This is a genomic window from Devosia sp. CN2-171 (genome assembly GCF_049354815.1).
Classification (GTDB): domain Bacteria; phylum Pseudomonadota; class Alphaproteobacteria; order Rhizobiales; family Devosiaceae; genus Devosia_A.
Genome location: NZ_CP186479.1, coordinates 386,067 through 410,917, shown reverse-complemented (window position 1 = coordinate 410,917; position 24,851 = coordinate 386,067). Strand labels below are relative to the sequence as shown.

Here is a 24,851-nt window from a genome sequence, read left to right as displayed (position 1 = left end):
CACGCCTTACCGGAAGCTTGCGGCGATTTTAACTCGCGGCAAGGTTCCACCGGATTTCTTGCGGGTCGCGGATTTAGTCAGTTAGATGACGCGACCTCACGGAACCCCGAGGAGTCTCCCTTGTTCCGCTCGTTCTTCCCTGAACCCAGATTGTTCTTCACGTCGGCCATCGTCTGGATGCTGGCGACGACCCTCTTGTTCTTCGCCATCGGGGGGCCGCTCCGTTCGGCGATAAGCCTGGATCGCTTCTTTGCCCCGGCGATCTGCGCGCCCGGCGAGGCAACGCCGGCCCCTGAGGCGCAACCCTCTACGCCCACGCCGGAGGCGACCGGCGCCCCCGACATTGACCCCAGCGCGGGAAGCGCCGCGGACAGCGCTGTCCCGCCGCCTTCAGCGACGGCCGCCTGTGTTGCGGAGGATCCCAACTTCCTCAATGGCGCCAAGCTCTGGGAGTACCAGTACATCCTGATGGTCGCGGTGCTGTTCTGTGTCTTCTGGTATTTCTACAAGCGCAACGACTGGTACTGGTGGTCGGTCGTTTCAACGACTGCCATCCTGCTCGCCATATACGCGCAGGTGCAGGTCGACGCTTGGGTCAACGACTGGCAAGGTGAGTTCTTCAACGTGCTGCAGCAGGCCCTCTCGCAGCCGGGGTCAGTGACGCCGGAGGTCTTCTGGCCCTACGTGGTCACCATCATCGCCGTGACCGTGCCCAACATCCTGTTCCTGGTCATGCTCGCCTTCTTCACGTCGCACTATGTGTTCCGTTGGCGCAAGGCGATGAACTCCTACTACATGGCCTACTGGCAGAACATCCGGATGACCGAGGGCGCTGCCCAGCGCGTCCAGGAGGACACGATGCGGCTGGCCCAGATTCTCGAGGATCTCGGAACGAGCTTCTTCAGTTCGCTGATCACCCTCGTAGTTTTCCTTCCCATCCTCTGGGGTCTTTCGCACCACATCACACAACTGCCGATTCTAGGGGCCGTTCCGGGCAGCCTCGTTTTCGTTGCCCTGATTTCTGCCGCGCTCGGCACGGTCCTCCTGGGCGTCGTGGGGTTCAAGCTGCCAGGCCTGCAGTTCCAGAACCAGCTGGTCGAAGCCGCTTATCGAAAGGAACTGGTGTACGGCGAGGACAACCCCACCAGAGCCGATCCTCCGACAGTGAGGGAGCTGTTCGCGGGCGTGCAGAGGAACTATTTCCGCCTGTACTTCCACTACACCTATTTCAATCTTGCTCGATATGGGTACCTGCAACTGGCCGGGTACATCCCGCTGCTGGCCATGGCGCCGTCTATCCTCGCCGGCACCCTGACGCTCGGCATTTACCAACAGGTGCAGAACGCCTTCGGCCAGGTTTCGAGCTCATTCCAGTTCTTTGCCCGGGCCTGGACGACAATCGTCGAGTTGATTTCCGTGTACCAGCGCCTACGTCGCTTCGAGAGCTTCATCCCTCACGATCAGGAACCGATCAAGGAATCGCTGTCAGCAGCTACGTCATAAGCTCGCGACGGCCGCCCCAAGGGGCGGGCAGCTACAGCCGTAAATGCTCCGCGAGGAAGGACGAAAGTCGTCCTTCCTCGGCCAGGGGAACAAGGACGTTGTGCCTTACGTCGTGCGCGGCGTTGCTGATCTCGAGAGGCTCTACCCCAAGAATCCCGCCTATCTCCGTGGCCGCCTCGCGGTCCTCCGGGTGCTGCGCCCCAAAGACAATAGCCACATGCGAGCGATGATTGCTCTCGGCGGCGCTTCGAAGGGCTGCCGCAGCGGCAGCGCCGCCCTTCTCATGGAGGCGCGGATCTAGTGGACTATCGGCCCCGCAGGCCAGCACAGCTGTCAGCCCAAGGCGTGACGCGAGCAACAGGGCGGGCAGCCCTCCCGCACTTACGCCAAGGGATGACACGCGCGCATAGGCTGCGAAGTTCAGGTACGACGGCAACGCGTCAAATAATCCATCCCGGCTATCAGCAAAGTCCTCTAACCCCTTGAGATAGGCCGAATGAGTCGGATCGCGGATGAGGACGATGTCCACTTTCGACGCATCGAGCGCTTGAAGCAGGGTAGCCACCGGCATCATCAGCCGGTTGTTTGCACCCGGAAACGCGACGACAAGAGTCTTGCCGTTGGCTTGCCCGCCGTCGGTGTAGAACGTCATGCTCTTGCGCAGGTCTCGCCGGAGGAAGGGTTCGGCTTCGGCCTTGCCTACTAACTGGAGGTGCGCGAACGCGTCTTCGATCCACTCCCTCGCTGTCGCCTTCAGCTCTTCGTCGGAGAAGAATCGGTCCCCGCGTAGTTCTGGAACGACATGCCCGGGAGTGAAGAGTGCCCCCTCGAGGTCAACAACTTCCTGCGGCGTAATGGTGTTGCCGAAGGCGATGTTGATCTGGTTTATGCTGTTAATCGACCTGACCTGGCTGACGTGCCGGTAGTACGTCTCAAGCAGCAAGCGCGCTCTCCACACGCTTCACGAGGGCACCGAGTGTGCCGAACTCGGGCAATTCGGCCGGCAGGATAGACACACCCGAGTTCGTCTCGAGCGCGATGCAGAGTTCCATAGCAGCGAGGCTGTCGATCTCCAGGTCATCGAACAAGATGTCGGTTGCACCGGCTACGAACTGGTTACGCAGCTCGCTGCCGCGAAAACGCGGCACCGCGGCATAGTCGAGCGCGTCGGCAATAACTTCGCGAATCTCAAGTTCAGTCACGGCTTTACCCTCTTCCAGTCGAAAACGCGGCGACGATCTCGCGCCTCAATATCTTACCTTGGCTGTTCCGGGGCAGTTTACCCAGAATGATGATGCGCCGGGGGGCCCGCAACGCCAAGTGTTCGCGCGCGTATGCCACGAGTTCGCGGTCCGTGACTAGCCCACCTTCATGGAGTTCCACCGCGGCAACGGGAATCTGCCCATGAACGGCAGACGACAGCGGCAGAGCGGCAGCAACACGAACGTCGGGATGCTGCTCGAGAACGCGCTCGATTTCCGAGGGAAAGATATTGATGCCGTTGAGGTTGATCATGTCGTCGGCGCGGCCGAGTATCTGCAGCGATCCATCCGGACGGAACGTACCGAGGTCCCCCGGCCAGTACCAGCCGTCGCGATAGCGTTTCGCCGTCTGCTCGGGCCCCTCGAAATAGCCCGGAGCGATCCCTTCTCCCCGCATCCTGATCTGGCCGGCGTCCCCCCGGGGCAGAGGCCTGCCGTCGCCGTCCACAATCTCGAGCTCCAGCCCGGCGACCACCCGGCCGACGGACTCCGTGTCATCATGCTCACCAGGCCCCGCGACCGACACGGTGCCAGACTCCGTCGAGCCGTAGCGCACATAGAGCCGCCGCGTGAGGTTCTGTTCGATTTTCGCGCGCACCCCGTAAGGGATGGCGGATCCGCTGACGCGCACGTCAACGCCCTCGAGCCCCGATCGAGGCATCGACGCGAGGTCGGCGGCCTGCATCAGGGCGAGGTCCAGCGTCGTGACATTGCTGCGCCGGCAGAACTCGGCGACATCGTATTTGCCCTCTGGGCGGAAGATGTTCGTTCCGCCCATCGCGGCGCAATAGAGCCGGTGGCGTTTGGAATTATTGTGCTCGATCGAGGCCGGCCGCAGCAGTCGCCCGTCGGCATATTCGAGGTTTCGCGCTGCCTGCACCAGCAGGTCGGCGGCCGTCAGCGGCACGATGTTGGACGAACCGGTCGTTCCCGACGTACGAAGGAACACGCCGCCCTCGGGCCCGTCCGGAATGTCCACTCCAGGATCCAGCGGCCAGCTCAGGTGCGGGCCGCTGCCCGTGCGGGGTTCTCCCTGCTGTCCGAGGAGGACATGCGTCACGCGCGCCCTGTCAGCAACTTCCTCGCGCTCCTGCTCCGTGTCGTGCGTGGCGAGCGCGATCTGCCAGGCCCCTGCCCCGATCAGGGCCAGCGAAGCGACGAAATGCTCGACCTCGTCGGCGATGCTGATGCCGACCGTCGTGCCGGGCCCGATCCCGGCCGCGCGTAGTGCCGCGGTCTCCCGTCCCACCCGTACGACCAGGGCGGGCCAGTCCAGCGACTTGCCATCCGCAACGATGGCCGCCCGGCCAGCTCTCGCGCCGTGCTCGCGCAGCCGCGCAACAAAACCCATGATGTACCCACAGAAACCAGATCAGGCTGAGATACCAACCCGCGCCACATTCTGTCACGCCGACAAAACAAAAGGCCGCCCAAACGGACGGCCTTCCTCGAATTCGGTGGTCGGTGGCGCGATTAGCGCGAGTAGAATTCGACCACGAGGTTCGGTTCCATCTGGACTGGGTACGGCACATCAGACAGAGCCGGCACGCGCACATAGGTCGCGACCTGCTTGTGGTGATCGACTTCGACGTACTCGGGCACGTCACGCTCGGCGAGCTGGTTGGCCTCGAGCACGATGCCAAGCTGCTTCGAGCGTTCCTTGATCTCGACCTTGTCGCCGACCTTGACCTGGTACGACGGAATGTTCACGCGCTTGCCGTTGACCAGGATGTGGCCGTGCGACACGAACTGGCGCGCGGCGAACACGGTGGCCACGAACTTGGCGCGGTAGACGATCGCGTCGAGACGGCTCTCGAGCAGGCCGATCAAGCGCTCGCCGGTGTCACCCTTCACGCGCGAAGCTTCGGTGTAGAGCTTCTTGAAGGCCTTCTCGGTGATCGAGCCGTAGTAGCCCTTGAGCTTCTGCTTGGCCCGGAGCTGCAGGCCGTAGTCCGAGGTCTTGCCCTTGCGGCGCTGGCCGTGCTGGCCGGGGCCATAGGCACGGTTGTTCAGCGGCGAGGACGGACGGCCCCACAGGTTTTCGCCAAGACGGCGATCGATCTTGTGCTTAGACTGAATGCGCTTCGACATCGTAATCCTTTCAGAACGTCGAAAGTGATTGCGCCCTCCTCTGCCCGTCCTTGCGGAACGGACCGACAGATTCCACTGATTTTGGGAATCCCGGGTGCGCTCGAGGAGCCCTGGGGCTCGACAAGTGGCCGCGTGATAGTTGCGTGACAGCCGGGAGTCAAGCGTTTCGGCCGAATTCGCCGGGCTTAGGCCATTCTTCTGTCCAGCGTGCGCTGCTCGCGCAGCCCTGGGAATGTCTGACTCCAGATCACCGCGATGGCGATCGAGCCGATGCCGCCCATGACGACGGCAGGAACCGGTCCGATCAGGTGCGCCACCGTACCGGCGCGGAATTCGCCGAGCTCGTTGCTGGCGCCGATGAACACCGAGTTCACCGCATTCACCCGGCCGCGCACTTCTTCCGGCGTCCAGAGCTGCATGATCGTTTCACGGATAGTGACGCTCACCATGTCGGAAGCACCGACCAGCGCGAGAGCGACGACGCTCACCCACACGGTCGTCGATAGCCCGAACACCACGGTGAAAGCGCCGAACAGCCCTACGAAGAGGAACAGGAGGCGCCCCGCATGGTCGCGGATCGGGAACCGGGTCAGGACCAGCGCCATGAGGATCGCGCCAACGCCCGGCGCGGCGCGGAGATAGCCCAGTTCGGCCGGCCCGGCATGGAGGATGTCCTTGGCGTAGACCGGCAGCAGCGCCACCGCGCCGCCCATCAGCACCGCGAACATGTCGAGCGAGATGGCGCCCAGCACGACCCTGTTCGAGAAGATGTAGCGGAACCCCGCCAGCATGGTCGAGAGGCTGGTGGCCTGATGCGACTCCCGCTTGGGCGGTTTCGAGATCATCAGCACCGAGCCGACAGCGATGACCAGCAGCACCGCCCCGGTGCCGAACGCCACGGACGGCGCGATGCCATAGAGCAGTCCACCCGCCGCCGGCCCCATGATCGACGCGAACTGCCAGGCCGAAGCGTTGACGGTGATCGCGTTGGACAGGGCCTCAGGCGGTACGAGGTTCGGCGCCAGCGATTGCGCTGCCGGCCCCCAGAAGGCCCGCGCCGTGCCGAGCACGACGAGAATGCCGAAGATGGGCCAGACTTCGTGCGCCTGCGCATTGACGAACGCGAGGAAGCCCAGCGCGCACAGCAGTTCGACCGAGAGGCAGACGGCCATGATCGCACGCCGGTTGAACCGGTCAGCGGCAAGTCCGGTGACGAGGATCAGCAGCAGCGATGGCAGGAATAGGCAGAGACCGACCAGGCCAAGCAGGAACGGCTCCCCGGTGACGTCGTAGATCTGCCAGGCGATTGAGACCGACATGATCTGCACGCCGAAGCTCACGAGCAGCGTGGTGGCCCAGAAGAAGCGGAAATTGCGGTAGGTGAAGGCGAGCTTGGACGGCTCGGTTGCGGCAGGTTCGGTCATGGCGACGCCATGTCGCACGTCCAGTCGCCGCGGGTCAAAGCCTACTTCGGTCGGAGCAGGCCCCGGTTTCGCCCGTCCGATGTCGGGAGACCTGCACCCGACTGGCACGGGTTGATCGACGGCGTCGAGCTACGTAGCAATGCTGCGACCCGCCCATGAGGATACGAGCCAGCATGTCGAAGCCACAGCTTGAGAGCCGTATCGTCCACTGCCGCTGCGGAGAGGTTGAGATCGAACTTGCGGGACCGCCGATCCTTGTCGCTGCCTGCCATTGCGACGATTGCCAGGCCGGCGCAGCCATGATCGAAGCCCTGCCGGGCGCAACACCGGTGCTCGACGCTTATGCCGGCACGCCCTCGGTGCTTTACCGAAAGGACCGCGTTCACGTCCGCCGTGGTGGTGAGCGCCTGAAGCGGCTGAAACTACAGCCGGATTCGCCGACCAATCGCGACATCGCGGACTGCTGCAACACGCCCCTCATGGTGACTTTCGACAACACGCTGCACTGGATCCCGGTCTATTCCGCTCTGATACGCGACGCGGCACCGCCCCTCAAGATGCGCGTCAACACGCGCTACATCCCGGACAGCCTGCCCCAGCCGCACGATGTGCCAAGCTACCGCCACTTTCCGCTGCGCTTCGTCCTGAAGCTCGTCACGGCACGGCTCGGCATGCTCCTTGGGCGTTAGATCGTCGTTGCACTCAGCTGAGTTCTTCGGCGAGTCCGATGAGAACCCCTTCAGGCCCGCGGATGTAGCAGAGCCGATACACGTCCTTGTAGTTGACGACTTCGCCTACGAGTTGCGCGCCGCGATTGCGGAGCCTTGCAAGCGTCTCGTCGATGTCGTCCACCGCGAACATGACGCGGAGGTAGCCGAGAGCATTGACGGGGGCGTTGCGGTGATCCGCAACGACAGGCGGCGTGAGGAAGCGGGAGAGCTCGAGCCGGCTGTGGCCGTCTGGCGTACGCATCATGGCAATCTCGACATGCTGATCGCCGAGGCCAGTGACACGTCCGGCCCACTCTCCTTCGATCGTGGCCCTTCCTTCGAGCTCGAGGCCGAGTTCGCGAAAGAAATCAATTGTCCCTTCGAGGTCTTCGACGACGATTCCTACGTTGTCCATCCTGAGCGCCATGCGTCCAATCTCCTGGGTGTCGTTTAGTCCTTCTTGCCGAGCCGTCCATGCCGAAGATGGGCCCGGTCGATCGACGAGATCACGCCGCGCAGCGTGCGAATCTCCTGGGTCGAGAGCTGAGCTCGGGTGAAAGCGTTCCTGAGATTGTCGACCATGGTCGGCCGCTTGTCCGCGGTCTTGAAGAAGCCCGTGTTATCCAGCGTCTGCTCAAGGTGCAGGAACAGACCTACCAGTTCCTCTCGTGGCGCCACCGGGTCCAGCCCGCCCTCGAACGGCAGCACCTCGCCCTTATCGAACTGCCGGCGCCACTCGTAGGCCATCAGCAGCACCGCCTGCGCGATGTTCAGCGAGGCGAATGCCGCCTCAACCGGGAAGGTGACGATGGCGTCCGATAGCGCCACCTCTTCGTTGTAGAGACCCCAGCGCTCGCGGCCGAACAGCAGCCCGGCCTTGGCTCCACCCGCGATATGCGAGATCAGGCGTTGCGCGCCTTCCTCCGGCCCATAGACCACCTTCTGCATGTCGCGCCGGCGGGCCGTCGTCGCGAACACCATCGACAAGTCGGCAATCGCCTCTTCGACGGTCGCGAACACCCGGACCTGCTCGATCACATGATCGGCCCGTGACGCAGCCGCGATGGCCCGCTCGTTCGGCCAGCCGTCGCGCGGATTGACCAGCCGCAGGTCCCACAGGCCGAAATTGGCCATGGCGCGCGCCGTGGTGCCGACATTCTCGCCCAGTTGCGGTTCGCAGAGGATAACCGCCGGGCTCGGCCGGAATTCGAACGCCTGCGATTTGTCGGTTCCGGCCATATGCCAGCGCCTTTCGGGTAGGTTCTCGGAAGCGCCAGAGCTCCCGAACCGTCACCCGGCTGCGCCCTGCGTGCCGGCCTCATACATCGCATGGTCGGCAAGCGAAACTACTTCCGGCGACGCCCGCCGGCGAACTGGTCCTTAGGAGGTCGTCAGGCGACCATGTTGCGGTGAAGCTCTTTCACCTTGGTGCCGCGCAGCCACTCCCGATCGAGAATGGCGAAGTGCAGTTCCTCGTCCCACTCACCCTGGAACAGCGCATGCTCGCGGTAATGCGCCTCGAGCCGCAGGCCGAGATTGCGCAGCAGGCTGGCCGACGCCTGGTTGCGGGCGGCACAGCGGGCAAAGATGCGATGCAGGCCATAGCGCTCGAAACCGATATCGAGCATTTCGCGCACTGCCTCGCGGGCATAGCCCTGCCGCTGCTGGGCCGGAGCGATGATGAAGCGGAGTTCCGCCTGCCCGGCCGTCGCATCTGTCCAGCGCAGTGAAACCTGCCCGATCAGGGCGTCATCGGACCGGCGGACCACCGCCAGCACCAGCGCATCGCCGGGGCGCTGCAGACGGTGCTGCAGCACCATGGCATCGAGCGCCGACTTGACCTCGACCCGGTCGCGCGCCTTCCACTCGAGATAGCGCTGCACCTCCGGAAGTGCGTGATAGCCCATCACGGCATCGAGGTCGGACTTCTGAAAAGGCCTGAGAATAAGTCTTTTGGTTTCAATCGGAAAATCTTGCACGATCATCTCCGCTCCTCCCCGAGATCGAAGTATGGAACGGCAACGTTGCGGCTGGATGGCAGTTCCGGGATGCGCACTGGAATAAATTGCCAGCACAGGTACGGCTCGAGAAACGGCGTCACTATTTGGCAGCTCAAGCCCCTGCCCGGCTTCGCCATTCGTCCTCGAGCATGGCGTAGACGAGTTCTTCATCCCAGGCGCCTTTTACAAAGATGTGTTCGCGGAAATGCGCCTCGCGCCGCATCCCCAGCCGCTCCATTACGCGCCAGGACGCTAGGTTGGCCGCGGCACAACGGGCATAGACACGATGCAGGCCCGCGCCACCGAAACCGAGTCCCAGCACCGCCCGGGCCGCCTCGGTCGCATAGCCCATGCCATGATGATCGGGGTGGAAGATGTAGCCCACTTCCCCCTGTCGGTTGGTGGCGTCCCGAAGGATCAGCGAAACCTCGCCGATCAGGGCATGAGTGGCCTTGAGCTCGACGGCGAGGAAGATCTTCGATCCCTCCCCATCCAGTGCCTCGTGCCCCACTCGCATCTGCAGCGCCTCGGCGACGCTCTCATGCGACATCGGCCCATCGAACAGGTAGCGCGCCACATCCTCGCGCCGGCGGTAATCGTAGACGGCGTCGACGTCCCCGCGCGTGAACGGGCGCAGGCGAAGCCTCTCGGTCTCTATGGGAAATTCCGGAGCATAGACCATGCTTCGTCCTAGAGGCGCAGGCCGCAGCGATCAAGCTTGCGCGTTATGGTCGGCTGTAGTCAGTTTGCGCATGGCCTCCGCACTCAAACCGGAAATCGATCTGACCGCCCGCTGCGCCTGCGGTCAGGTGACGGTCCGGGTCGCCGGCCGGGTCCGCTCGATGTTCCTCTGCTCCTGCGAGGATTGCCAGCGCTCGACCGGCACCGGCCACGCCACGGTTGCGCTCGTCGCCATCGGTGACCTCTCGGTTACCGGTGAGACGCGCAGCTTTGCCCGGTCCGCCCATTCCGGCGCCACGCTGACCCGCTGGTTCTGCCCGTCCTGCGGCACGCCGCTCTATGCCCGATCGAGCCGGGCGGAGGCACTCGCCATGCTGCCGGTCGGCCTGTTTGGCGCCGACGCCGCCTGGTTCGCGCCCAACCAGCTGATCTTCGCCCGCAGCCATCACGACTGGGACGTGGTAGACGATCACCTGCCCCGCCACGCCACATATCGAGACGAGGAGGCCCGCTAGTGTCCGCCCAATCCGACGCGCTCGGTGCCCGCCTGCGCCCGCTGCTCGCCTCCCGGCCGCTCGTCGAAAAGAAGATGTTCGGCGGCATCGGCTTCATGCTCAATAGAAACATGGCGATCGGCACCACCGCCAAGGGCGACCTGCTTGTCCGCATCGACCCGACCCGGCAGGCCGAAGCCCTCGCCCGATCCGGCGCCTACCAGATGCACATGGGTCCACGCCCGATGACCGGCTTCATCGCCGTCGCTGCCGACCATCTCGACGACGCCGCGCTCGCCGATTGGCTCGCCTATTCACTCAGCTATGCGGAGACCCTGCCCCCGAAATGAAGTCCGAAACCATGACCCATCTGGCGGAGCGCGTCCGCATGCTGGTGGGCGACGATCCGCGCATCACCGAGAAATACATGTTCGGCGGCCTGACCTTCCTGCTCAATGGCCATATCCTCGTCGGCTGCAAGAAGGACGGCGGCATCCTGATTTCTGTTGGCAAGGACAACCACGAGGCGGCGAAGGCCCGGCCCGGCACCACCGAGATGGTGCATGGCGGCCGGGTGATGTCCGGCTTCTTCTGGATCGACGGCGATGCCATCGAGGACGAAGAGACACTGGAAGACTGGCTTCGCTTCGCGGAAGCGGCCGTCGCCCAGCGCCCTCTCAAGATCGAAAAGCCGAAGAAGCCCGCCGCAGCTAAATCGCCGAAAACACCAGCGAGGCGTTGACCCCGCCGAAGCCGAAGGCATTGGAGAGCGCGTGGCGCACCGTCTTCTCCTTGGCCACCTTCGGCACGAGGTCGAAGCGCTCGCCCACATCCGGGTCCTCGAGGTTACGCGTCGGCGGCACGATGCCGTTGCGGATCGCGAGGATCGAGAACACCGCCTCGATGGCACCGGCCGCGCCCATCAGGTGTCCGGTCGCCGACTTGGTCGAGGAGATGGCGAGATCCTTGCCGCGATTGGCGAACACCGAGCCGATACCGGCCAGCTCCGCCGCGTCGCCGACACTGGTCGAGGTCGAGTGCGCGTTGATGTAGTCGATCTCGCCTGGCGATACGCCGGCCATCTTCAGCGCATTCCGCATCGCCACCTGCGCCCCCGCGCCGGTCGGCTCGCCTGCCGTCAGGTGGTAGGCATCGGCCGACGTCCCGTAACCCGCGAGTATCGCGAGCGGGGTCGCACCGCGGGCCTGCGCGTGGCTCAGCCGCTCGATCACGAGAACCGCCGCGCCTTCTGCCAGCACGAACCCATCGCGCTTCCGGTCGAACGGCCGTGATGCCGCCTCGGGGTCATCGTTGAACGCCGTCGCCAGCGCCCGCGCCGCGCCGAACCCGCCCACCGAGATCGGATCGACCGAACCCTCGGCCCCGCCGACTACGGCGACATCCGCCTCGCCGGTGAGGATCAGCCGCATCCCATCGCCGATCGCCTGCCCGGAGGCGGCGCAGGCCGTAACCGGCGCACCGATCGGGCCCTTGAAGCCGTACTTGATCGAAATCCAGCCGGCCGCGAGATTGGCGAGGAAGCTCGGCACTGTGAACGGCGACAACCGCCGCGGCCCCTTCTCGATGATCGTCTCGACAGCTTGCGCCATCACCGGCGAACCGCCGACGCCCGTACCGATGATCGTCGCCGTCGCCGCCTTCTCATCCTCGGTCTCGGGGAACCAGTTGGCCTGCTTCAGTGCCTCTTGCGCGGCAACGAGGCCGTATTGGATGAACAGGTCCATCTTCTTGATGTCCTTGGGGTCGATCGCCACCAGCGGATCGAACCCCTCGGGATCGGTCTCTCTGGTCGGCACCAGCCCGGCGATCTTGGCCGAGTAGTTGGTGACGTCGAAGCGGGTGTTCTTCACGATGCCGCTCTTGCCGGCGATCAGCCGCGACCAGGTCGTCTCGACGCCGGTGCCCAGGGGGCTGACCACGCCCATGCCGGTGACGACGATGGGATCGCTCTGTGTGCTCATGTTATGCTCCTCGTGTAGATACACGGTTGTAGCGGCAACTGTGCCGCGTTTGTGTCGGTTCAGATGGCGGCGAGCCGCTTCAGGGTGCTGAGCGTCGTATCGAATGCGTCGGCGCCGAGTTCCTCGCGAACCTCGGCCTGCGCCTTTCGCCAGTAGGGCAGCAACTGCTCGACCACGGCATCGCCCGCTTCGGTGAGGCTGCAGATACGGCCGTTGCCCTGTTCGGCAGGCCGGGACTGGATCAGCCCCATCTTCTCCAGCCGGTCGAGATTGCGCGTCAGAGTCGTACGCTCGAAACCCCGCGCCTCGGCCAGTTCGCTGACCGTCTGCGGGCCGGACGCAACGATTACGCCGAGCAGCGAAAACTGCGTCGCGGTGATTCCGAATTTCCGCGCATAGGCATCGTAGCGCCGGGTGATCGCCCGGGCCGCCATACGAGTATTCGAAACCATGCATTGGCTGAAGTCGTCGCGCATGGCCGATAGATAGTGTGTATATGCACGGTGTCAACGGTGGATGGCATGTATCCACCCGATTGCGCCGCGCTGGCGGTTCGCACATATTCCGGCAATTCCGAGTGGGAGTATGCCGTGCGGGTCTCGATCCTGTCCCTGATCCTTGCCCTGGCGATGCCGGTGGCCAACACCCTCGCCCAGGATTCGCCGGCGCCGCCTCCCGGCCCCGACGCCGCAGTGCGGACCGTCAAGGGCACCTGGACCAATTTCGAGGAACAGGGCGCTCCGGCTGCCGGCATCTCGGATGCTGAGGCTTCCCTCGCGTTCCTCTGCTTCCCCGATGTCGGCTTCGCCATGATCTACCGGGCCAGTGTGCCCTTCCCCGAGATCGTGCGGCAGGCCAAGACCGTCCACATCCTGTTCGGCGAGCTGCACGATCCGAAAAGCGGCAAGGGCGGCGCCATCATCGAGGGCATGGTGGATCCGCCGCTCGACGATCGGACCATGCTCATTTCCGGCGAGGGCGTCGACAAGATGGTGGGGGTAGCGGAGGCGGCCGGGTTCGATCTGCGCATCGCCATCATCGACAGCGACGACGTCGCCCGGGCGGACAATTTCTCCACCAAAGGCTCCACCGCCGCCATCCGCCAGCTCAAGCAGTCCTGCGGCAAGAGCTGATCGCCAAACCGTAGCTGGCACCGGCTTTCGCGCGCGCGATTTCATGCTATTAGCCCCGGCATCGATCATTCGCTGCCCGAGGAGCTTGAAGCATGGCCAAGATCAAAGTTGCCAACCCCGTCGTCGATCTCGACGGCGATGAGATGACCCGCATCATCTGGCAGGCGATCAAGGACAAGCTGATCCTCCCCTACCTCGATCTCGACATCGAGTACTACGACCTCTCCGTGCAAAACCGCGACGCCACCAACGACCAGGTGACCGTCGATGCGGCGAACGCCATCAAAAAGCACGGCGTCGGCATCAAGTGCGCGACCATCACTCCCGACGAAGCCCGCGTCGAAGAGTTCAAGCTCAAGAAGATGTGGAAGTCGCCCAACGGCACCATCCGCAACATCCTCGGCGGCGTGATCTTCCGCGAGCCGATCATCATGAGCAACGTGCCGCGGCTCGTCCCCGGCTGGACCCAGCCGATCATCGTCGGCCGCCATGCCTTCGGCGACCAGTATCGCGCCACCGACTTCAGGTTCCCCGGCAAGGGCAAGCTGACGATGAAGTTCGTCGGCGATGACGGTACCGTGCAGGAATACGACGTGTTCGACGCGCCGTCGGCCGGCGTCGCCATGGGCATGTACAACCTCGACGACTCGATCGCCGACTTCGCGCACGCCTCGTTCAACTACGCCATCAACCGCAAGGTCCCGTGCTACCTCTCGACCAAGAACACCATCCTCAAGGCCTATGACGGTCGCTTCAAGGACATCTTCCAGGAGATCTTCGACCGCGACTACAAGGCCAAGTTCGAGGAACTGAAGATCTGGTACGAACACCGCCTGATCGACGACATGGTCGCCTCGGCACTGAAGTGGTCCGGCGGCTACGTCTGGGCTTGCAAGAACTATGACGGCGACGTGCAGTCCGACATCGTGGCCCAGGGCTTTGGCTCGCTCGGCTTGATGACCTCGGTGCTGATGACGCCCGATGGCAAGATCGTCGAGGCCGAGGCCGCACACGGCACCGTCACTCGCCATTACCGCCAGCACCAGCAGGGCAAGGAGACCTCGACAAACTCCATCGCCTCGATCTTCGCCTGGACGCGTGGCCTCGCTCACCGCGCCAAGCTCGACAACAATGCCGAACTGGCCCGCTTCTCCGAACTGCTCGAGAAGGTCTGCATCGACACCGTCGAGTCCGGTCTGATGACCAAGGACCTCGCGCTGCTCGTCGGCCCGGACCAGAAGTGGCTCTCGACCCTCGGCTTCCTCGACGCCATCGACGCCAACCTGCAGAAGGCCATGGCGGCCTGATCTGGCTCGACCACGCGGATTCGGGAAGGGGCCGCGCCAACCGCGGCCCCTTTCCTTTTGTCGGCAGCCTACCCTCCGCGAAACCGCCGCCGATAGTCGCGCGGCGTCATCCCCTTCAGTGCCCGGAACTGCCGGTTGAAGTTCGCGAGCGAGGCGTAGCCCACCGCGTCGGCGACATGCCCGATGGGCTGGTCCGTGCCCGAGAGGCGGGCGCAGGCATCGCCGATCCGCATGCGGATCAGGTAGTCCGACACCGTCACCCCTGTATGTTTCACGAACATCCGGTGCAGCCCCGAAAGGCTCAGCGCGCCGACCTCCGCCAGTTCCTCGAGCGGCAGCGGGCGCGCGTAGTGCATGTGGATATGCAGCAGCACCCGGTCGATCCGCTCCCGGCTCTCGCCGGCCTTGAGGCCATCCACCGCATGGCTCGACAACACCGCCGCATCCGTGTCCCGCGCCAACTCATCCAGCACACTCAACAAACCGAGCAACCGCGCCGCCGGTGGCGCCACAAACAACTGCTCGAACCTTGATCGAACCGCAGCGGCCGTGCTCGTTGAAAAACCCAGCCCGTTCCTTGCCCGCTTCAGCAGAGCCCCCACGGCCCCAAGCTCGGCAAATCCGTCGACGACCAGCCTCGCCCAGTCGGGGTGAAACCACATCACCAGCGCCACATGCGGCGCGTCCGCTGCGACCTTGTCGCGCGATGCCCAGGTGTGCGGCAAATCCGGCCCCACCAGCACCAGGTCGCCATCGCCATACTCGCCGACGTGGTCGCCGACGAAGCGCTGGCCGACCGAATTGAGCGTCAGCGTGAGCTCGAACTCCGGGTGGTGGTGCCACTGGAACGGTATCGCGTCGTCGAGCCGCCGGTTGAGGATAGCCAGCGACGACTCCGCAGTGAACGGCAGCTTCTCTAGAAAGGGCCGCATCCAGCTGCCTCATCACACAGGACGCCAGAATAGTATCAGCAATTGCCAGCCGCCGACAACACGCCGGGCACCAGGCCGCTAACCTCTACCCATCACCTCGGAGGAGGCAGCAATGGGAGAACAGCATGAGCATGGCCGCAGCAGTGAAGCGGGACAGCCATCCGACCACGTCGGCTACGACGCAGCTCAAGGACATACGGAAGACTTTGCCGCTCAGGGTTCTGTCGAAGGCCGACTGGGAGCACTGGACGACGAAGGGCTACGTGATTGTCCGTCAGGCGGTGCCTGCAGCCAATGTCGAGCGGCTTGCGGAAGTGCTCTGGCGCTTTGACGAGAAGGACCCGGCTGACCAGTCGACCTGGTACGCGCCGCAGCGCCGCGATCACATCATGAAGGAGCTGAACGGCACCGGCATGCTGGAGATCTACAATCACCAGGCGCTCTGGGACAACCGCATGGAGCAGCGCGTCTACGACGCGTTCGTCGACATCTGGGACCGCGAGGACCTGTGGGTCACCATCGATCGGGCCAATCTGAACCCGCCCAAGAAGGTGAAGGGTAACCCCAACGGCTTCATCCACTGGGATGTCGACACCTCGATCCAGCCGCCGCCGATCGGCGTGCAGGGCGTGCTCAGCCTCAAGAAGCAGGATGGCGACGTCGGCGGCTTCCAGAGCGTGCCGTATCTCTTCGAACAGTTCGACGAATGGGTGAAGACTCAGCCGGCCGACCGCGACCCGATGCATCCGGATATGACCGGGCTGTCGACGGTCAACGTCGATCTTGAGCCGGGCGACCTGATGATCTTCAACTCGCTCCTCGCCCATGGCGTCCGCCCCAACCACTCGGACAACCGGGTCCGCATGGCGCAGTACATCTCGATGCACCCCGCCGAGTGGGACAACACTGCCGAGCGCATGGAGCGCATCCGGCTCTGGCGCGAACTTGATCACCCCAAGCGCGACGCCTTCCCCGGCGATCCGCGCGCGTGGGAAAGACACAATGCCGAGACCGCAAAACTGACGCCGCTGGGTGAGAAACTGCTCGGTCTCTCCCGCTGGTGATCGCGCGGGCGCGGCAGCCATAACTGCCGCGCTCACATTTGCTCCATCGCCCCCCAAGGAACCTTGCCCGGCCGCCGTCAAACCCCTTAGAACTTCTAGACTTGGGGGAGACTAACGCATGCGCCTGTTGACGATCGCGATCGCTTTTCTATCGATCGCCGTATTTCCCACCTGCGCCGCCGAAATCTCCATCATCTCGATGCAGTATTCGGCGACCCACCCGGTCCCCCATCTCCATTACGAAGGCGACACCGCGGTCGGCGACATCGCCGCCCTGGAGGGCCTCTACAACAGCTTCGTCAATTGTCGCGAGAGCTGCAGCGGCCCCGACGGCATGCCGACCGCCGTCCTCACCATGAACGGCCCCGGCGGCAGCTATCTTGAAGGCCTCGGCCTCGCCGATTTCCTGCGCCAGCACCACATCGCCACCGTCGTCGAGCGCGGCTCCTACTGCTACTCCGCCTGCGCTTTCGCCTTCCTGGGCGGTTCGGCCTGGTCGAGCCAGGAGGGCATGGGCACCTATATCGACCGCATGATCGAGCCCGGCTCCACCGTCGGCTTCCACGCGCCTTATGCCGACGAAGAGTCGTTCCGCGCAGCGGTGGAGGCGAACGGCGGCATGGCCGCCCAGGGCCAGACCCGTGATGCCCTCTCGATCATGGTCAAGGAACTGGTCAAGTGGAACGTCGACCCCGAAGTCATCTTCAAGATGGTCGGCATGGGCCCCGACGAATCCTATGACCTGAAGACCGCCGAAGACCTCTACCTCGCCCGCGTAGCCCTGCCCCCGACCCGCACCTCCGGCTGGGTCATCGACACCGCCAGCGCCGTGCGCAACGCCTGCCTGCGCCTCCTTGCCATCGATGAGCGTGGCGATCCGCTGGATATGTCCTTGCGCGTCCCCTCCGGTTTCACCGAGAACATCGGCAAGGCCGAGTACTCCGGCGCGCTCTCCGGCTACGTGCTGGGTGACCGCCTGCTCGATTTCGGCAACTGCGCCGTTACCGAACAATCCCTCGCCACCGACGGCGACTACGAAATCGCCCTCTACTTCACACCTGGCATCGACGGCTACAGCGGCGCCGCAACTGGCCTCTTCAACCGGCAGAAGGGCTGGTCTACCGCTGGCGTGGGCCGCGTCCCCGCCAAGCGCATCCTCACCAAAGGTCCGCTCAACAGCTACTTCCTGCCGCTCGACCAGGATATCGACAGCCTCGATCTGCCCGGCGAAGCCGACATCGACGCCAACCGCTTCAACGTCGCCGCGCCGCCGGTCCTGCCAGTGACGCCCGCCGACTTTGTGCTCGATGCCACCAACCCGACCTCGCGCATCTCCCACCTCGATAACGTCTTCGTCTTCGAGCGCGTCGGCCCTCCAAGCCTGTTCGAAAGCGCCCGCGACAAGCCGACGCTCGGTCGGACCTTCACCAATGATACGAGCAACGAGGTCAGCTTCGTCCGCTCCGGCACCTACGACGACACCGGCATCAGTTTCAGCTGGTACGGCATCCTCAATGGCGACAGCGCGCTGGTGGTCGAGGCCATCGTCCTGCCGGAAGATGGCAGCGCTACGGCGACCGAAGCCGACATCGCGACGCTGCTGCGCGTCGGCTGCGAGTTCGACTTCAACGGAATGAAGCTCGGCTGCGACTGAACTGAAGACTTGGCCAGATCGGAAATAGAGACGAAATAACTAGCCGGTGTGGCATTCGCACCCATCGACGACGCAGGGGAGCAAGCGTATACGATCCCAACTAACATACTAGTTAGCTCTCTTTCCTCGGATTCCCCTTCAGATGCCCGTCGGCGTCGCCTTTTCCCTGCTCGCCTATCTGCTCTATTCGTGTTGCGACGCCATCATCAAAGGCTTCGGCACCAGCCTGACGGTGTTCGAGATCGCCTTCTGGACGGCCCTCTTCTCGTTCCTTCCGGCGATCTTCACCAAGCCCAAGGGCGAGCACTGGCGCCAGCTGCACCACATGCGCCACCCCTGGCTGGTGCATCTGCGCAGCGTCACCGGCGTGATCGGCAACCTCTGCATCATCTACGCCTTCACCCACATCCCGCTGGCCGAAGCCTATTCGATCGCTTTCCTCGCACCGATCTTCGTGGTCGCGCTGTCGCGCATGTTCCTCCACGAGGATGTCACCTGGCAGCGCTGGTTCTTTCTCGGCGCCAGTTTCCTCGGCGTGCTGCTCGTCGTCCGTCCCGGCTTCCGCGAGCTCCAGCTCGGTCATCTGCTGGCGCTCGGCGCGGCCCTCATGGGCGGCATCACCACCACGACGCTGCGCAAGGTTGCTCCGGTCGAAAAGCGCGTGAGCCTCCTGGGTTTCCCCCTCGGCTATATCGTGATCGTCAACGGCATCCTGATGCTGCCGACATTCCACTGGCCGACGCCCGAAGAATTCGCGCTGCTGCTCGCCATCGGCGGCCTCGGCGGTACCGGCAACATCGTGTTCATCGCCGCCACCCGCCGCTCCCCGGTCAGCCAGATCGCGCCGGCGCAATATAGCCAGATCCTCTGGGCCATCATCTTCGGCTTCATCTTCTTCCATGAGTATCCCGATGCCATCGCCTATTGCGGCCTCGTGGTCGTGGCCTTCGGCGGCATCCTGAACGTCATGTCGGACGAGACCCGCATCCGCATCTTCTCGCGGCTGTCGGTGTTCGGCCCTGCCAGTGCGGCAGCCGAAATCAGTCCCCCGTTGGGCGACGATGCCTTGACCCCGGCCGATCCGCCGCACCATCAGGCGGTGGCCGGCAAGTAGATGCTCCGCACCCTCTCGCCCATCTCGCTCGGTGTGCTCTGCGCGCTGGGCGCCATGGCCGCTTTCTCCACCGGCGACGCCCTGGTCAAGGCGCTGGGCACCTCGCTCAGCACCTTCGAGATCGGCTTTTTCACCACCATCTTCTCGTTCCTGCCGGCGGTATTCACCAAGCCCCGTGCGGAACGCTGGCGCGACACGTTCAAGCTCAACCGACCGGCGTTGATGCTCCTCGTCGCGGTTTGTCGCACGGTGAGTGCGATCATGATCACTTATGCCTTCGTCACCATTCCGTTGGCCGAGGCCTACTGCCTCGTCTTCCTCATCCCGGTGCTGGCCACGATCCTCTCCGTCATTGTCCTCAAGGAGCAGGTGTCACTCGATCGCTGGGCGCTGGTGGTGATCAGTTTCCTCGGCGTGCTCCTCGTCGTGCGCCCCGGCTTCCGCGAGATCGAGCTCGGCCACGTCGCCGCCTTCGTCAGCGCAGTCTCGGCTGCCGTGTCACTGACGACAATCCGCCTGATCTCGGGTGCCGAGCGACGCGTCACGCTGTTTGTCTTGCCCGGTCTGCTCACCCTCACCGCCAACATTGTCGGGCTTTTGATCATCGGCTTCAGCTGGCCGAGCCTCACGCTGATCGGCGGCCTGATCATTTGCGGCGTGCTCGGCGGCATCGGCTACATGCTGCAGCTCAAGGGTGTCGCCCTCGCGCCGGCGAGCCGCGTCGCGCCGATGCAGTACAGCCAGATCATCTGGGCCCTGCTTTACGGCGCGCTGTTTTTCTCCGAAGTCCCCGACGCCATCAGCCTCGCCGGCCTGGGCGTGATCGTCGCCGCCGGCCTCGCCAACATCTTCGCCGACGGCGCCCGTACCCGCATTGCCGGCCGCTGGGCCGAATATCGCGCGCGGCGGGACAACCCGTCGCCCGACGACTTCAAGGGTCCCGGGCCGGATCCAGTCTAGATAGATCGGGGAACATCTGCGCCGCTTGTGGGTTGGTCATGCCTACGGCTCAGCAAGAGGAGGCCAGAATGGACCACTCCAACCACATCCGTGTGAACGCCAGCGAATACAGCCCGACCGTGCTCGAAGGCGCCACCATCTATGACGCCGATGGCCATGAGGTCGGCAAGGTGTCCCATGTTCACGGCTCGGGCCCAGCCAGCGAGATCATCGTCGATGTCGGCGGTTTCCTCGGCATCGGCGCCAAGCCAGTTGCGGTCCTCGCCACGCAGCTCGAATTCATGCGCGACGAGAACGGCGACGTCCACGCAGTTACGAACTGGACCAAGGACGAACTGAAGGAATTGCCGGAGCACACGCACCGGCACTAGCTGATCGCGCGGCGCGCCTACAGCCCGCCGCGCACCGCGGCAATTGCCTCGGCGCCCTTGGCACCATCCGGCCCGCCACCTTGGGCCATGTCCGGACGGCCGCCGCCGCCCTGGCCGCCAAGCGCCGCCGTCGCGAGCTTGATCAGGTCGCCGGCCGCGTACTTGCCCGTCAGGTCGTCGGTGACGCCAACCGCGACCGTGCCGCGCCCGTCGTCGCCCTTCAGCACAACCGTAACCACACCCGAGCCGATGCGCTTCTTTTCCGCATCGACGAGGCCCTTCACGTCCTTGGCCGAAATGCCTTCGACGGCGCGCCCGACATAGGTGACGCCGTTGACCGTCTCGTCAGCCGAGGCCGAAGCCGAACCGCCGCCACCGAGCGCCAACTTCTTGTTAGCATCACTAAGCGCGCGCTCGGCTTTCTTGAGGCTCTCCTGCAGCGCTTCGATGCGGGTGAACACCTCCTGCGGGCCCACATGCAGCGCATCAGCGACGCCAGAGACGATGTTGGCATTGGTACGCGCATGGTTGCGCGCACCCTTGGCCGTCAGCGCCTCGAGGCGGCGCACACCGGCCGCAACGCCGGAATCGCCAAGCACCGTGATCAGCCCGATATCGCCCGTCCGGCGCACATGAGTGCCGCCGCAGAGCTCGACCGACCAGCCGACTGCATTGCCGGTCGGGTCGCCCATCGAGACCACGCGCACTTCGTCGCCATATTTCTCGCCGAACAGCGCGCGCGCACCGGACTCCTTGGCCTCCTCGACGCCCATCAGGCGCGTCTCGACGGCGGAGTTCTGCAGCACGATATCGTTGGCGATCTCTTCGACCTGCGCCAGCTCCTGCGGCGTGATCGGCTTGGTATGCACGAAATCGAAGCGCAGGCGGTCCGGTGAAACCAGTGAGCCCTTCTGCGCCACATGGTCGCCCAGCACCAGTCGCAGCGCCTCATGCAGGATGTGTGTCGCCGAATGGTTGGCGCGGATCGCCGAGCGCCGGTCATGATCGACGATCAGCGCCAGCGCCGAGCCAACCTTGATCGTCCCGTCGGTCACCTTCACCTTGTGCCCGAAGACGCCGTTGTTCTTGACCGTGTCGAGCACGGTGGCCGCGATGCTCTCGCCGGTCAACTCGCCGGTGTCACCCACCTGGCCGCCGCTTTCGCCATAGAACGGCGTCTGGTTGAGGACGACATAGCCCTCGTCGCCGGCCTTGAGTTCGTCGACGATCGCGCCGCCCTTGACGAGCGCGGTCACCGCGCCTTCGGCGGTCTCGGTTTCGTAGCCGAGGAACTCGGTCGGCCCGACCTGGTCGGCCACCGCGAACCACACCTTGTCCTCTCCGACTTCGCCCGAGCCGGCCCAGCTCTTCCGCGCCTCGGCGCGCTGCTTGGCCATGGCATCTTCGAAACCCGAGAGGTCGACATTGATGCCGCGGGTGCGCAGCGCATCCTGCGTCAGATCGAGCGGGAAACCGTAGGTGTCGTAGAGCTTGAAGGCGGTGACGCCCTCGAGCATGTCGCCTTCCTTCAGCGAGGCCGAAGCCTCGTCCAGCAGCGTCAGGCCCCGGCTCAGCGTCTTGAGGAAGCGCTGCTCCTCGAGCCGCACTGTCTCCTCAATCATCTGCTCGCCGCGCACCAGCTCGGGATAGGCCTGGCCCATCTCCCGCACCAGCGTCGGCACGATGCGATGGATCACCGGATCGGTCGCGCCCAGCAGCGTCGCGTGGCGCATGGCGCGGCGCATGATGCGGCGCAGCACATAGCCGCGGCCTTCGTTCGAGGGCAGCACGCCCTCGGCGATGAGGAAGCTCATCGAGCGCAGGTGATCGGCAATGACGCGCAGGCTCGGCGTCGTCGGATCGCCGTCAAATCCGGTTGCCTGCATCGTCGAGCTGACGAGCGACTTGAACAGGTCGATCTCGTAGTTGTTGTTCGTTCCCTGCATCACCGCGGCGACACGCTCGAGGCCGGCGCCGGTATCGACCGACGGCTTCGGCAGCTTGGTGCGCGAGCCGTCCGCGTACTGCTCGAACTGCATGAACACGAGGTTCCAGATCTCGACGAACCGGTCGCCATCTTCCTCGGGCGAACCCGGAGGGCCGCCCCAGTACTTGTCGCCGTGGTCGTAGAAGATTTCCGAGCACGGACCGCACGGCCCGGTATCGCCCATCTGCCAGAAGTTCGACTTGGCGCCGAGCCGCACGATGCGATCCTCGGGCAGGCCGGCGATCTTCTTCCAGAGCTCGAACGCCTCGTCGTCGTCCTCGTAGATCGTCGCGGTCAGCTTCGCCTTGGGCAGGCCCCACTCCTTGGTGAGCAGGTTCCAGGCCAGATCGATCGCGTGCTCCTTGAAGTAGTCGCCGAACGAGAAATTGCCGAGCATCTCAAAGAACGTGTGATGCCGCGCCGTGAAGCCGACATTGTCGAGATCGTTGTGCTTGCCGCCGGCGCGGACGCACTTCTGCGAGGTCGTCGCCCGCGCATAATCGCGCTTCTCGACGCCGGTAAAGACGTTCTTGAACTGCACCATGCCGGCATTGGTGAACATCAGCGTCGGGTCGTTCCGCGGCACCAGGGGGCTCGAGGCGACATGCTCGTGACCGTTCTTCTCGAAGTAACCGAGGAAGCTCGACCGGATATCGTTCACGCTCGTCATGACGGGTCTCTTACAGACAAAAGGCGAGGCCTCGGCCCCGCCAGCAACAACAGGAAACGCCTTCTATCGCGGGCCTCGCCGTGATGTCCAGCACAGGGGCGCGGACACGTTCATATTTGGCATGGAGAGGTCACAGACCGTACACGGCCACATCCGGCCGCACTCCGTAGATCGGCAAAGCACTCACAAAGCAAAGGGCGCCCGAGGCGCCCTTCAATTCGTAACCGACCTCGACCCGATCACGGCTCGCCTTCGTCGCCCTCATCGCCTTCCGGACCCGTGAGCAGCGCCTCGGCGAGTACGCCAGAACTCTCGCGAACGCTCTTCTCGATGATGTCGGCGATCTGCGGATTGTCCTTGAGGAACTGCCGCGAGTTCTCGCGCCCCTGACCCAGCCGCTGGCTATCGAACGAGAACCACGCACCTGACTTCTCGACGATGCCCGATTTGACGCCGAGATCGAGCAGCTCGCCGGTCTTCGAGATCCCCTCGCCATACATGATGTCGAACTCGACCTGCCGGAACGGCGGGGCCAGCTTGTTCTTGACCACCTTGACGCGGGTCTGGTTGCCGATGACTTCCTCACGCTCCTTGATCGCGCCGATACGGCGGATATCGAGGCGCACCGAGGAGTAGAACTTCAGCGCGTTGCCGCCCGTCGTCGTTTCGGGCGAACCGTACATCACACCGATCTTCATGCGGATCTGGTTGATGAAGATCACCATGGCCTTCGACTTCGAAATCGAGCCGGTCAGCTTGCGCATCGCCTGGCTCATCAGGCGGGCCTGCAGGCCCGGCATCGAATCGCCCATCTCGCCTTCGAGTTCGGCCTTGGGCGTCAGCGCCGCCACCGAATCGACCACCAGCACGTCGATGGCGCCCGAGCGCACCAGCGTATCGGCAATCTCGAGCGCCTGCTCGCCGGTATCGGGCTGCGAGATCAGCAGCTCATCGACCTTCACGCCGAGCTTCCTCGCATAGATCGGATCGAGCGCATGCTCGGCATCAACGAACGCGGCGATGCCGCCGTTCTTCTGCGCCTCGGCAATCACATGCAGCGCCAGCGTCGTCTTGCCCGAGCTTTCCGGCCCGAAGATCTCGACGATACGGCCGCGAGGTAATCCGCCGATGCCCAGCGCAATATCGAGACCCAGCGAGCCGGTGGAGATCGCTTCGACCTGGGCGATCGCGCCCTCGCCGAACCGCATCACCGTGCCCTTACCGAAACTCCGTTCGATCTGGCTCAGCGCTGCAGCGAGCGCCTTATCCTTATCCATCGATCCCTCAACCACGCGCAGAGGCGTCACAGCAGCAGCCATAATGGTGTCCCCTTATTCCACTTCGGTCGGCGCGGCGCAAACCGATTGATGTGCATCTAATGTACGTAGTTTGTTCTCATTTCGTTTCCAAAACGTCAAGAGGGTAAATTCCATGTGCCCTGCATCTGCAAAGTGCCCGATTCGCCACGCGGGCACCGCCGCCGACATAAGTAGTACTATTGGACCCTTGCCT

The 24,851-nt window shown here is 64.2% G+C and carries 26 protein-coding genes; 12 read left to right on the top strand and 14 right to left on the bottom strand.

Translation table 11 applies throughout. From position 1 onward, the window contains the following. The first annotated feature begins 120 nt into the window (after positions 1–120). Positions 121–1,503 (top strand): SbmA/BacA-like family transporter, encoded by a 1,383-nt coding sequence (locus ACOYW5_RS02025; protein WP_423067606.1) that lies wholly within the window; start codon positions 121–123, stop codon positions 1,501–1,503. Positions 1,504–1,534: 31 nt separating this feature from the next. On the opposite strand, the gene ACOYW5_RS02020 is transcribed toward ACOYW5_RS02025, so the two are convergent. The 5 genes from ACOYW5_RS02020 to ACOYW5_RS02000 all read right to left on the bottom strand — a co-directional run bounded on the left by ACOYW5_RS02020 (position 1,535) and on the right by ACOYW5_RS02000 (position 6,280). After that, the gene (locus ACOYW5_RS02020; RefSeq protein ID WP_423067605.1) at positions 1,535–2,446 is read right to left on the bottom strand and encodes a hypothetical protein; all 912 of its coding nucleotides are present in this window, start codon (positions 2,444–2,446) and stop codon (positions 1,535–1,537) included. After that, a complete protein-coding gene (locus tag ACOYW5_RS02015; RefSeq protein ID WP_423067604.1) occupies positions 2,436–2,705 on the bottom strand; it encodes an acyl carrier protein in 270 nt (89 codons plus the stop codon). The genes ACOYW5_RS02020 and ACOYW5_RS02015 overlap by 11 nt, the downstream gene beginning before the upstream one ends. Positions 2,706–2,709: 4 nt before the next feature. After that, positions 2,710–4,116 (bottom strand): class I adenylate-forming enzyme family protein, encoded by a 1,407-nt coding sequence (locus ACOYW5_RS02010; protein WP_423067603.1) that lies wholly within the window; start codon positions 4,114–4,116, stop codon positions 2,710–2,712. A 122-nt stretch (positions 4,117–4,238) separates the two neighbouring features. Continuing rightward, positions 4,239–4,856, bottom strand: a complete 618-nt coding sequence (rpsD, locus tag ACOYW5_RS02005; RefSeq protein WP_423067602.1) for a 30S ribosomal protein S4 — start codon at positions 4,854–4,856, stop codon at positions 4,239–4,241. Positions 4,857–5,041: 185 nt separating this feature from the next. Further along, positions 5,042–6,280, bottom strand: a complete 1,239-nt coding sequence (locus ACOYW5_RS02000) for an MFS transporter (protein WP_423067601.1) — start codon at positions 6,278–6,280, stop codon at positions 5,042–5,044. Positions 6,281–6,453: 173 nt separating this feature from the next. On the opposite strand from ACOYW5_RS02000, the gene ACOYW5_RS01995 reads away from it, so the two are divergent. Beyond that, on the top strand, positions 6,454–6,969 hold the full coding sequence (locus ACOYW5_RS01995; protein ID WP_423067600.1) for a GFA family protein: 516 nt from the start codon (positions 6,454–6,456) through the stop codon (positions 6,967–6,969). 13 nt (positions 6,970–6,982) lie between these two features. Here the strand turns inward: ACOYW5_RS01995 and ACOYW5_RS01990 are convergent, their stop codons facing one another. From ACOYW5_RS01990 to ACOYW5_RS01975, 4 genes are all read right to left on the bottom strand, one after another. Further along, the gene (locus ACOYW5_RS01990; RefSeq protein WP_423067599.1) at positions 6,983–7,417 is read right to left on the bottom strand and encodes a VOC family protein; all 435 of its coding nucleotides are present in this window, start codon (positions 7,415–7,417) and stop codon (positions 6,983–6,985) included. Positions 7,418–7,440: 23 nt separating this feature from the next. Beyond that, complete coding sequence (locus ACOYW5_RS01985; RefSeq protein ID WP_423067598.1) at positions 7,441–8,229, bottom strand: RNA methyltransferase; 789 nt, start codon at positions 8,227–8,229, stop codon at positions 7,441–7,443. Positions 8,230–8,381: 152 nt separating this feature from the next. Further along, positions 8,382–8,975 (bottom strand): GNAT family N-acetyltransferase, encoded by a 594-nt coding sequence (locus ACOYW5_RS01980; protein WP_423067597.1) that lies wholly within the window; start codon positions 8,973–8,975, stop codon positions 8,382–8,384. Positions 8,976–9,102: 127 nt separating this feature from the next. Beyond that, positions 9,103–9,672, bottom strand: a complete 570-nt coding sequence (locus ACOYW5_RS01975; RefSeq protein WP_423067596.1) for a GNAT family N-acetyltransferase — start codon at positions 9,670–9,672, stop codon at positions 9,103–9,105. A gap of 70 nt (positions 9,673–9,742) precedes the next feature. On the opposite strand from ACOYW5_RS01975, the gene ACOYW5_RS01970 reads away from it, so the two are divergent. Genes ACOYW5_RS01970 through ACOYW5_RS01960 form a run of 3 tightly spaced genes read left to right on the top strand, consistent with a single transcriptional unit; the run spans position 9,743 to position 10,907 of the window. Further along, a complete protein-coding gene (locus tag ACOYW5_RS01970) occupies positions 9,743–10,186 on the top strand; it encodes a GFA family protein (RefSeq protein ID WP_423067595.1) in 444 nt (147 codons plus the stop codon). Further along, entirely contained in the window at positions 10,186–10,515 is a 330-nt protein-coding gene (locus tag ACOYW5_RS01965) for a TfoX/Sxy family protein (protein ID WP_423067594.1), read from the top strand. The genes ACOYW5_RS01970 and ACOYW5_RS01965 overlap by 1 nt, the downstream gene beginning before the upstream one ends. Then, positions 10,512–10,907 (top strand): TfoX/Sxy family protein, encoded by a 396-nt coding sequence (locus ACOYW5_RS01960; protein WP_423067593.1) that lies wholly within the window; start codon positions 10,512–10,514, stop codon positions 10,905–10,907. The genes ACOYW5_RS01965 and ACOYW5_RS01960 overlap by 4 nt, the downstream gene beginning before the upstream one ends. Here ACOYW5_RS01960 and fabF read toward each other — a convergent pair. Then, positions 10,876–12,147 carry a beta-ketoacyl-ACP synthase II gene (fabF, locus tag ACOYW5_RS01955; RefSeq protein WP_423067592.1) on the bottom strand — a complete coding sequence of 424 codons (1,272 nt, stop codon included), beginning with the start codon at positions 12,145–12,147 and terminating at the stop codon, positions 10,876–10,878. The two genes, ACOYW5_RS01960 and fabF, sit on opposite strands and share 32 nt — an antisense overlap. Positions 12,148–12,206: 59 nt before the next feature. Beyond that, positions 12,207–12,581, bottom strand: coding sequence for a MarR family winged helix-turn-helix transcriptional regulator (locus ACOYW5_RS01950; protein ID WP_423067591.1), 375 nt, complete (start codon positions 12,579–12,581; stop codon positions 12,207–12,209). Positions 12,582–12,668: 87 nt separating this feature from the next. On the opposite strand from ACOYW5_RS01950, the gene ACOYW5_RS01945 reads away from it, so the two are divergent. Together ACOYW5_RS01945 and ACOYW5_RS01940 are read left to right on the top strand one after the other, a co-directional pair. Then, positions 12,669–13,280, top strand: a complete 612-nt coding sequence (locus tag ACOYW5_RS01945) for a hypothetical protein (protein WP_423067590.1) — start codon at positions 12,669–12,671, stop codon at positions 13,278–13,280. 92 nt (positions 13,281–13,372) lie between these two features. Continuing rightward, positions 13,373–14,587 (top strand): NADP-dependent isocitrate dehydrogenase, encoded by a 1,215-nt coding sequence (locus tag ACOYW5_RS01940; RefSeq protein ID WP_423067589.1) that lies wholly within the window; start codon positions 13,373–13,375, stop codon positions 14,585–14,587. A 68-nt stretch (positions 14,588–14,655) separates the two neighbouring features. On the opposite strand, the gene ACOYW5_RS01935 is transcribed toward ACOYW5_RS01940, so the two are convergent. Next, positions 14,656–15,519: a helix-turn-helix domain-containing protein gene (locus ACOYW5_RS01935; RefSeq protein ID WP_423067588.1), complete on the bottom strand. Its 864-nt coding sequence runs from the start codon at positions 15,517–15,519 to the stop codon at positions 14,656–14,658. Between the two features lie 131 nt (positions 15,520–15,650). Here ACOYW5_RS01935 and ACOYW5_RS01930 point away from each other — a divergent pair, with 131 nt between their 5' ends. The 5 genes from ACOYW5_RS01930 to ACOYW5_RS01910 all read left to right on the top strand — a co-directional run bounded on the left by ACOYW5_RS01930 (position 15,651) and on the right by ACOYW5_RS01910 (position 20,682). Further along, the gene (locus ACOYW5_RS01930) at positions 15,651–16,583 is read left to right on the top strand and encodes a phytanoyl-CoA dioxygenase family protein (RefSeq protein WP_423069386.1); all 933 of its coding nucleotides are present in this window, start codon (positions 15,651–15,653) and stop codon (positions 16,581–16,583) included. Positions 16,584–16,701: 118 nt separating this feature from the next. After that, on the top strand, positions 16,702–18,237 hold the full coding sequence (locus ACOYW5_RS01925) for a hypothetical protein (RefSeq protein ID WP_423067587.1): 1,536 nt from the start codon (positions 16,702–16,704) through the stop codon (positions 18,235–18,237). A 142-nt stretch (positions 18,238–18,379) separates the two neighbouring features. Beyond that, complete coding sequence (locus tag ACOYW5_RS01920) at positions 18,380–19,351, top strand: DMT family transporter (RefSeq protein WP_423067586.1); 972 nt, start codon at positions 18,380–18,382, stop codon at positions 19,349–19,351. Then, the gene (locus ACOYW5_RS01915) at positions 19,352–20,311 is read left to right on the top strand and encodes a DMT family transporter (RefSeq protein ID WP_423067585.1); all 960 of its coding nucleotides are present in this window, start codon (positions 19,352–19,354) and stop codon (positions 20,309–20,311) included. 68 nt (positions 20,312–20,379) lie between these two features. Beyond that, positions 20,380–20,682, top strand: coding sequence for a PRC-barrel domain-containing protein (locus ACOYW5_RS01910; protein WP_423067584.1), 303 nt, complete (start codon positions 20,380–20,382; stop codon positions 20,680–20,682). A 17-nt stretch (positions 20,683–20,699) separates the two neighbouring features. Here the strand turns inward: ACOYW5_RS01910 and alaS are convergent, their stop codons facing one another. Both alaS and recA read right to left on the bottom strand, forming a co-directional pair. Further along, positions 20,700–23,339 carry an alanine--tRNA ligase gene (alaS, locus tag ACOYW5_RS01905; protein ID WP_423067583.1) on the bottom strand — a complete coding sequence of 880 codons (2,640 nt, stop codon included), beginning with the start codon at positions 23,337–23,339 and terminating at the stop codon, positions 20,700–20,702. A gap of 239 nt (positions 23,340–23,578) precedes the next feature. Then, positions 23,579–24,616, bottom strand: a complete 1,038-nt coding sequence (gene recA / locus ACOYW5_RS01900) for a recombinase RecA (RefSeq protein ID WP_423067582.1) — start codon at positions 24,614–24,616, stop codon at positions 23,579–23,581. Positions 24,617–24,851: the final 235 nt, after the last annotated feature.

What these genes read in the sequence shown, in the direction of transcription:
- ACOYW5_RS02010 (WP_423067603.1), bottom strand. Translation starts at nt 4,116, where the DNA reads ATGGGTTTTGTTGCGCGGCTGCGCGAGCACGGCGCGAGAGCTGGCCGG.
- rpsD (WP_423067602.1), bottom strand. Translation starts at nt 4,856, where the DNA reads ATGTCGAAGCGCATTCAGTCTAAGCACAAGATCGATCGCCGTCTTGGC.
- ACOYW5_RS02000 (WP_423067601.1), bottom strand. Translation starts at nt 6,280, where the DNA reads ATGACCGAACCTGCCGCAACCGAGCCGTCCAAGCTCGCCTTCACCTAC.
- ACOYW5_RS01995 (WP_423067600.1), top strand. Translation starts at nt 6,454, where the DNA reads ATGTCGAAGCCACAGCTTGAGAGCCGTATCGTCCACTGCCGCTGCGGA.
- ACOYW5_RS01990 (WP_423067599.1), bottom strand. Translation starts at nt 7,417, where the DNA reads ATGGCGCTCAGGATGGACAACGTAGGAATCGTCGTCGAAGACCTCGAA.
- ACOYW5_RS01985 (WP_423067598.1), bottom strand. Translation starts at nt 8,229, where the DNA reads ATGGCCGGAACCGACAAATCGCAGGCGTTCGAATTCCGGCCGAGCCCG.
- ACOYW5_RS01980 (WP_423067597.1), bottom strand. Translation starts at nt 8,975, where the DNA reads ATGATCGTGCAAGATTTTCCGATTGAAACCAAAAGACTTATTCTCAGG.
- ACOYW5_RS01975 (WP_423067596.1), bottom strand. Translation starts at nt 9,672, where the DNA reads ATGGTCTATGCTCCGGAATTTCCCATAGAGACCGAGAGGCTTCGCCTG.
- ACOYW5_RS01970 (WP_423067595.1), top strand. Translation starts at nt 9,743, where the DNA reads ATGGCCTCCGCACTCAAACCGGAAATCGATCTGACCGCCCGCTGCGCC.
- ACOYW5_RS01960 (WP_423067593.1), top strand. Translation starts at nt 10,512, where the DNA reads ATGAAGTCCGAAACCATGACCCATCTGGCGGAGCGCGTCCGCATGCTG.
- fabF (WP_423067592.1), bottom strand. Translation starts at nt 12,147, where the DNA reads ATGAGCACACAGAGCGATCCCATCGTCGTCACCGGCATGGGCGTGGTC.
- ACOYW5_RS01950 (WP_423067591.1), bottom strand. Translation starts at nt 12,581, where the DNA reads ATGGCGGCCCGGGCGATCACCCGGCGCTACGATGCCTATGCGCGGAAA.
- ACOYW5_RS01945 (WP_423067590.1), top strand. Translation starts at nt 12,669, where the DNA reads ATGTATCCACCCGATTGCGCCGCGCTGGCGGTTCGCACATATTCCGGC.
- ACOYW5_RS01940 (WP_423067589.1), top strand. Translation starts at nt 13,373, where the DNA reads ATGGCCAAGATCAAAGTTGCCAACCCCGTCGTCGATCTCGACGGCGAT.
- ACOYW5_RS01935 (WP_423067588.1), bottom strand. Translation starts at nt 15,519, where the DNA reads ATGCGGCCCTTTCTAGAGAAGCTGCCGTTCACTGCGGAGTCGTCGCTG.
- ACOYW5_RS01930 (WP_423069386.1), top strand. Translation starts at nt 15,651, where the DNA reads ATGGCCGCAGCAGTGAAGCGGGACAGCCATCCGACCACGTCGGCTACG.
- ACOYW5_RS01925 (WP_423067587.1), top strand. Translation starts at nt 16,702, where the DNA reads ATGCGCCTGTTGACGATCGCGATCGCTTTTCTATCGATCGCCGTATTT.
- ACOYW5_RS01920 (WP_423067586.1), top strand. Translation starts at nt 18,380, where the DNA reads ATGCCCGTCGGCGTCGCCTTTTCCCTGCTCGCCTATCTGCTCTATTCG.
- ACOYW5_RS01915 (WP_423067585.1), top strand. Translation starts at nt 19,352, where the DNA reads ATGCTCCGCACCCTCTCGCCCATCTCGCTCGGTGTGCTCTGCGCGCTG.
- ACOYW5_RS01910 (WP_423067584.1), top strand. Translation starts at nt 20,380, where the DNA reads ATGGACCACTCCAACCACATCCGTGTGAACGCCAGCGAATACAGCCCG.
- alaS (WP_423067583.1), bottom strand. Translation starts at nt 23,339, where the DNA reads ATGACGAGCGTGAACGATATCCGGTCGAGCTTCCTCGGTTACTTCGAG.
- recA (WP_423067582.1), bottom strand. Translation starts at nt 24,616, where the DNA reads ATGGATAAGGATAAGGCGCTCGCTGCAGCGCTGAGCCAGATCGAACGG.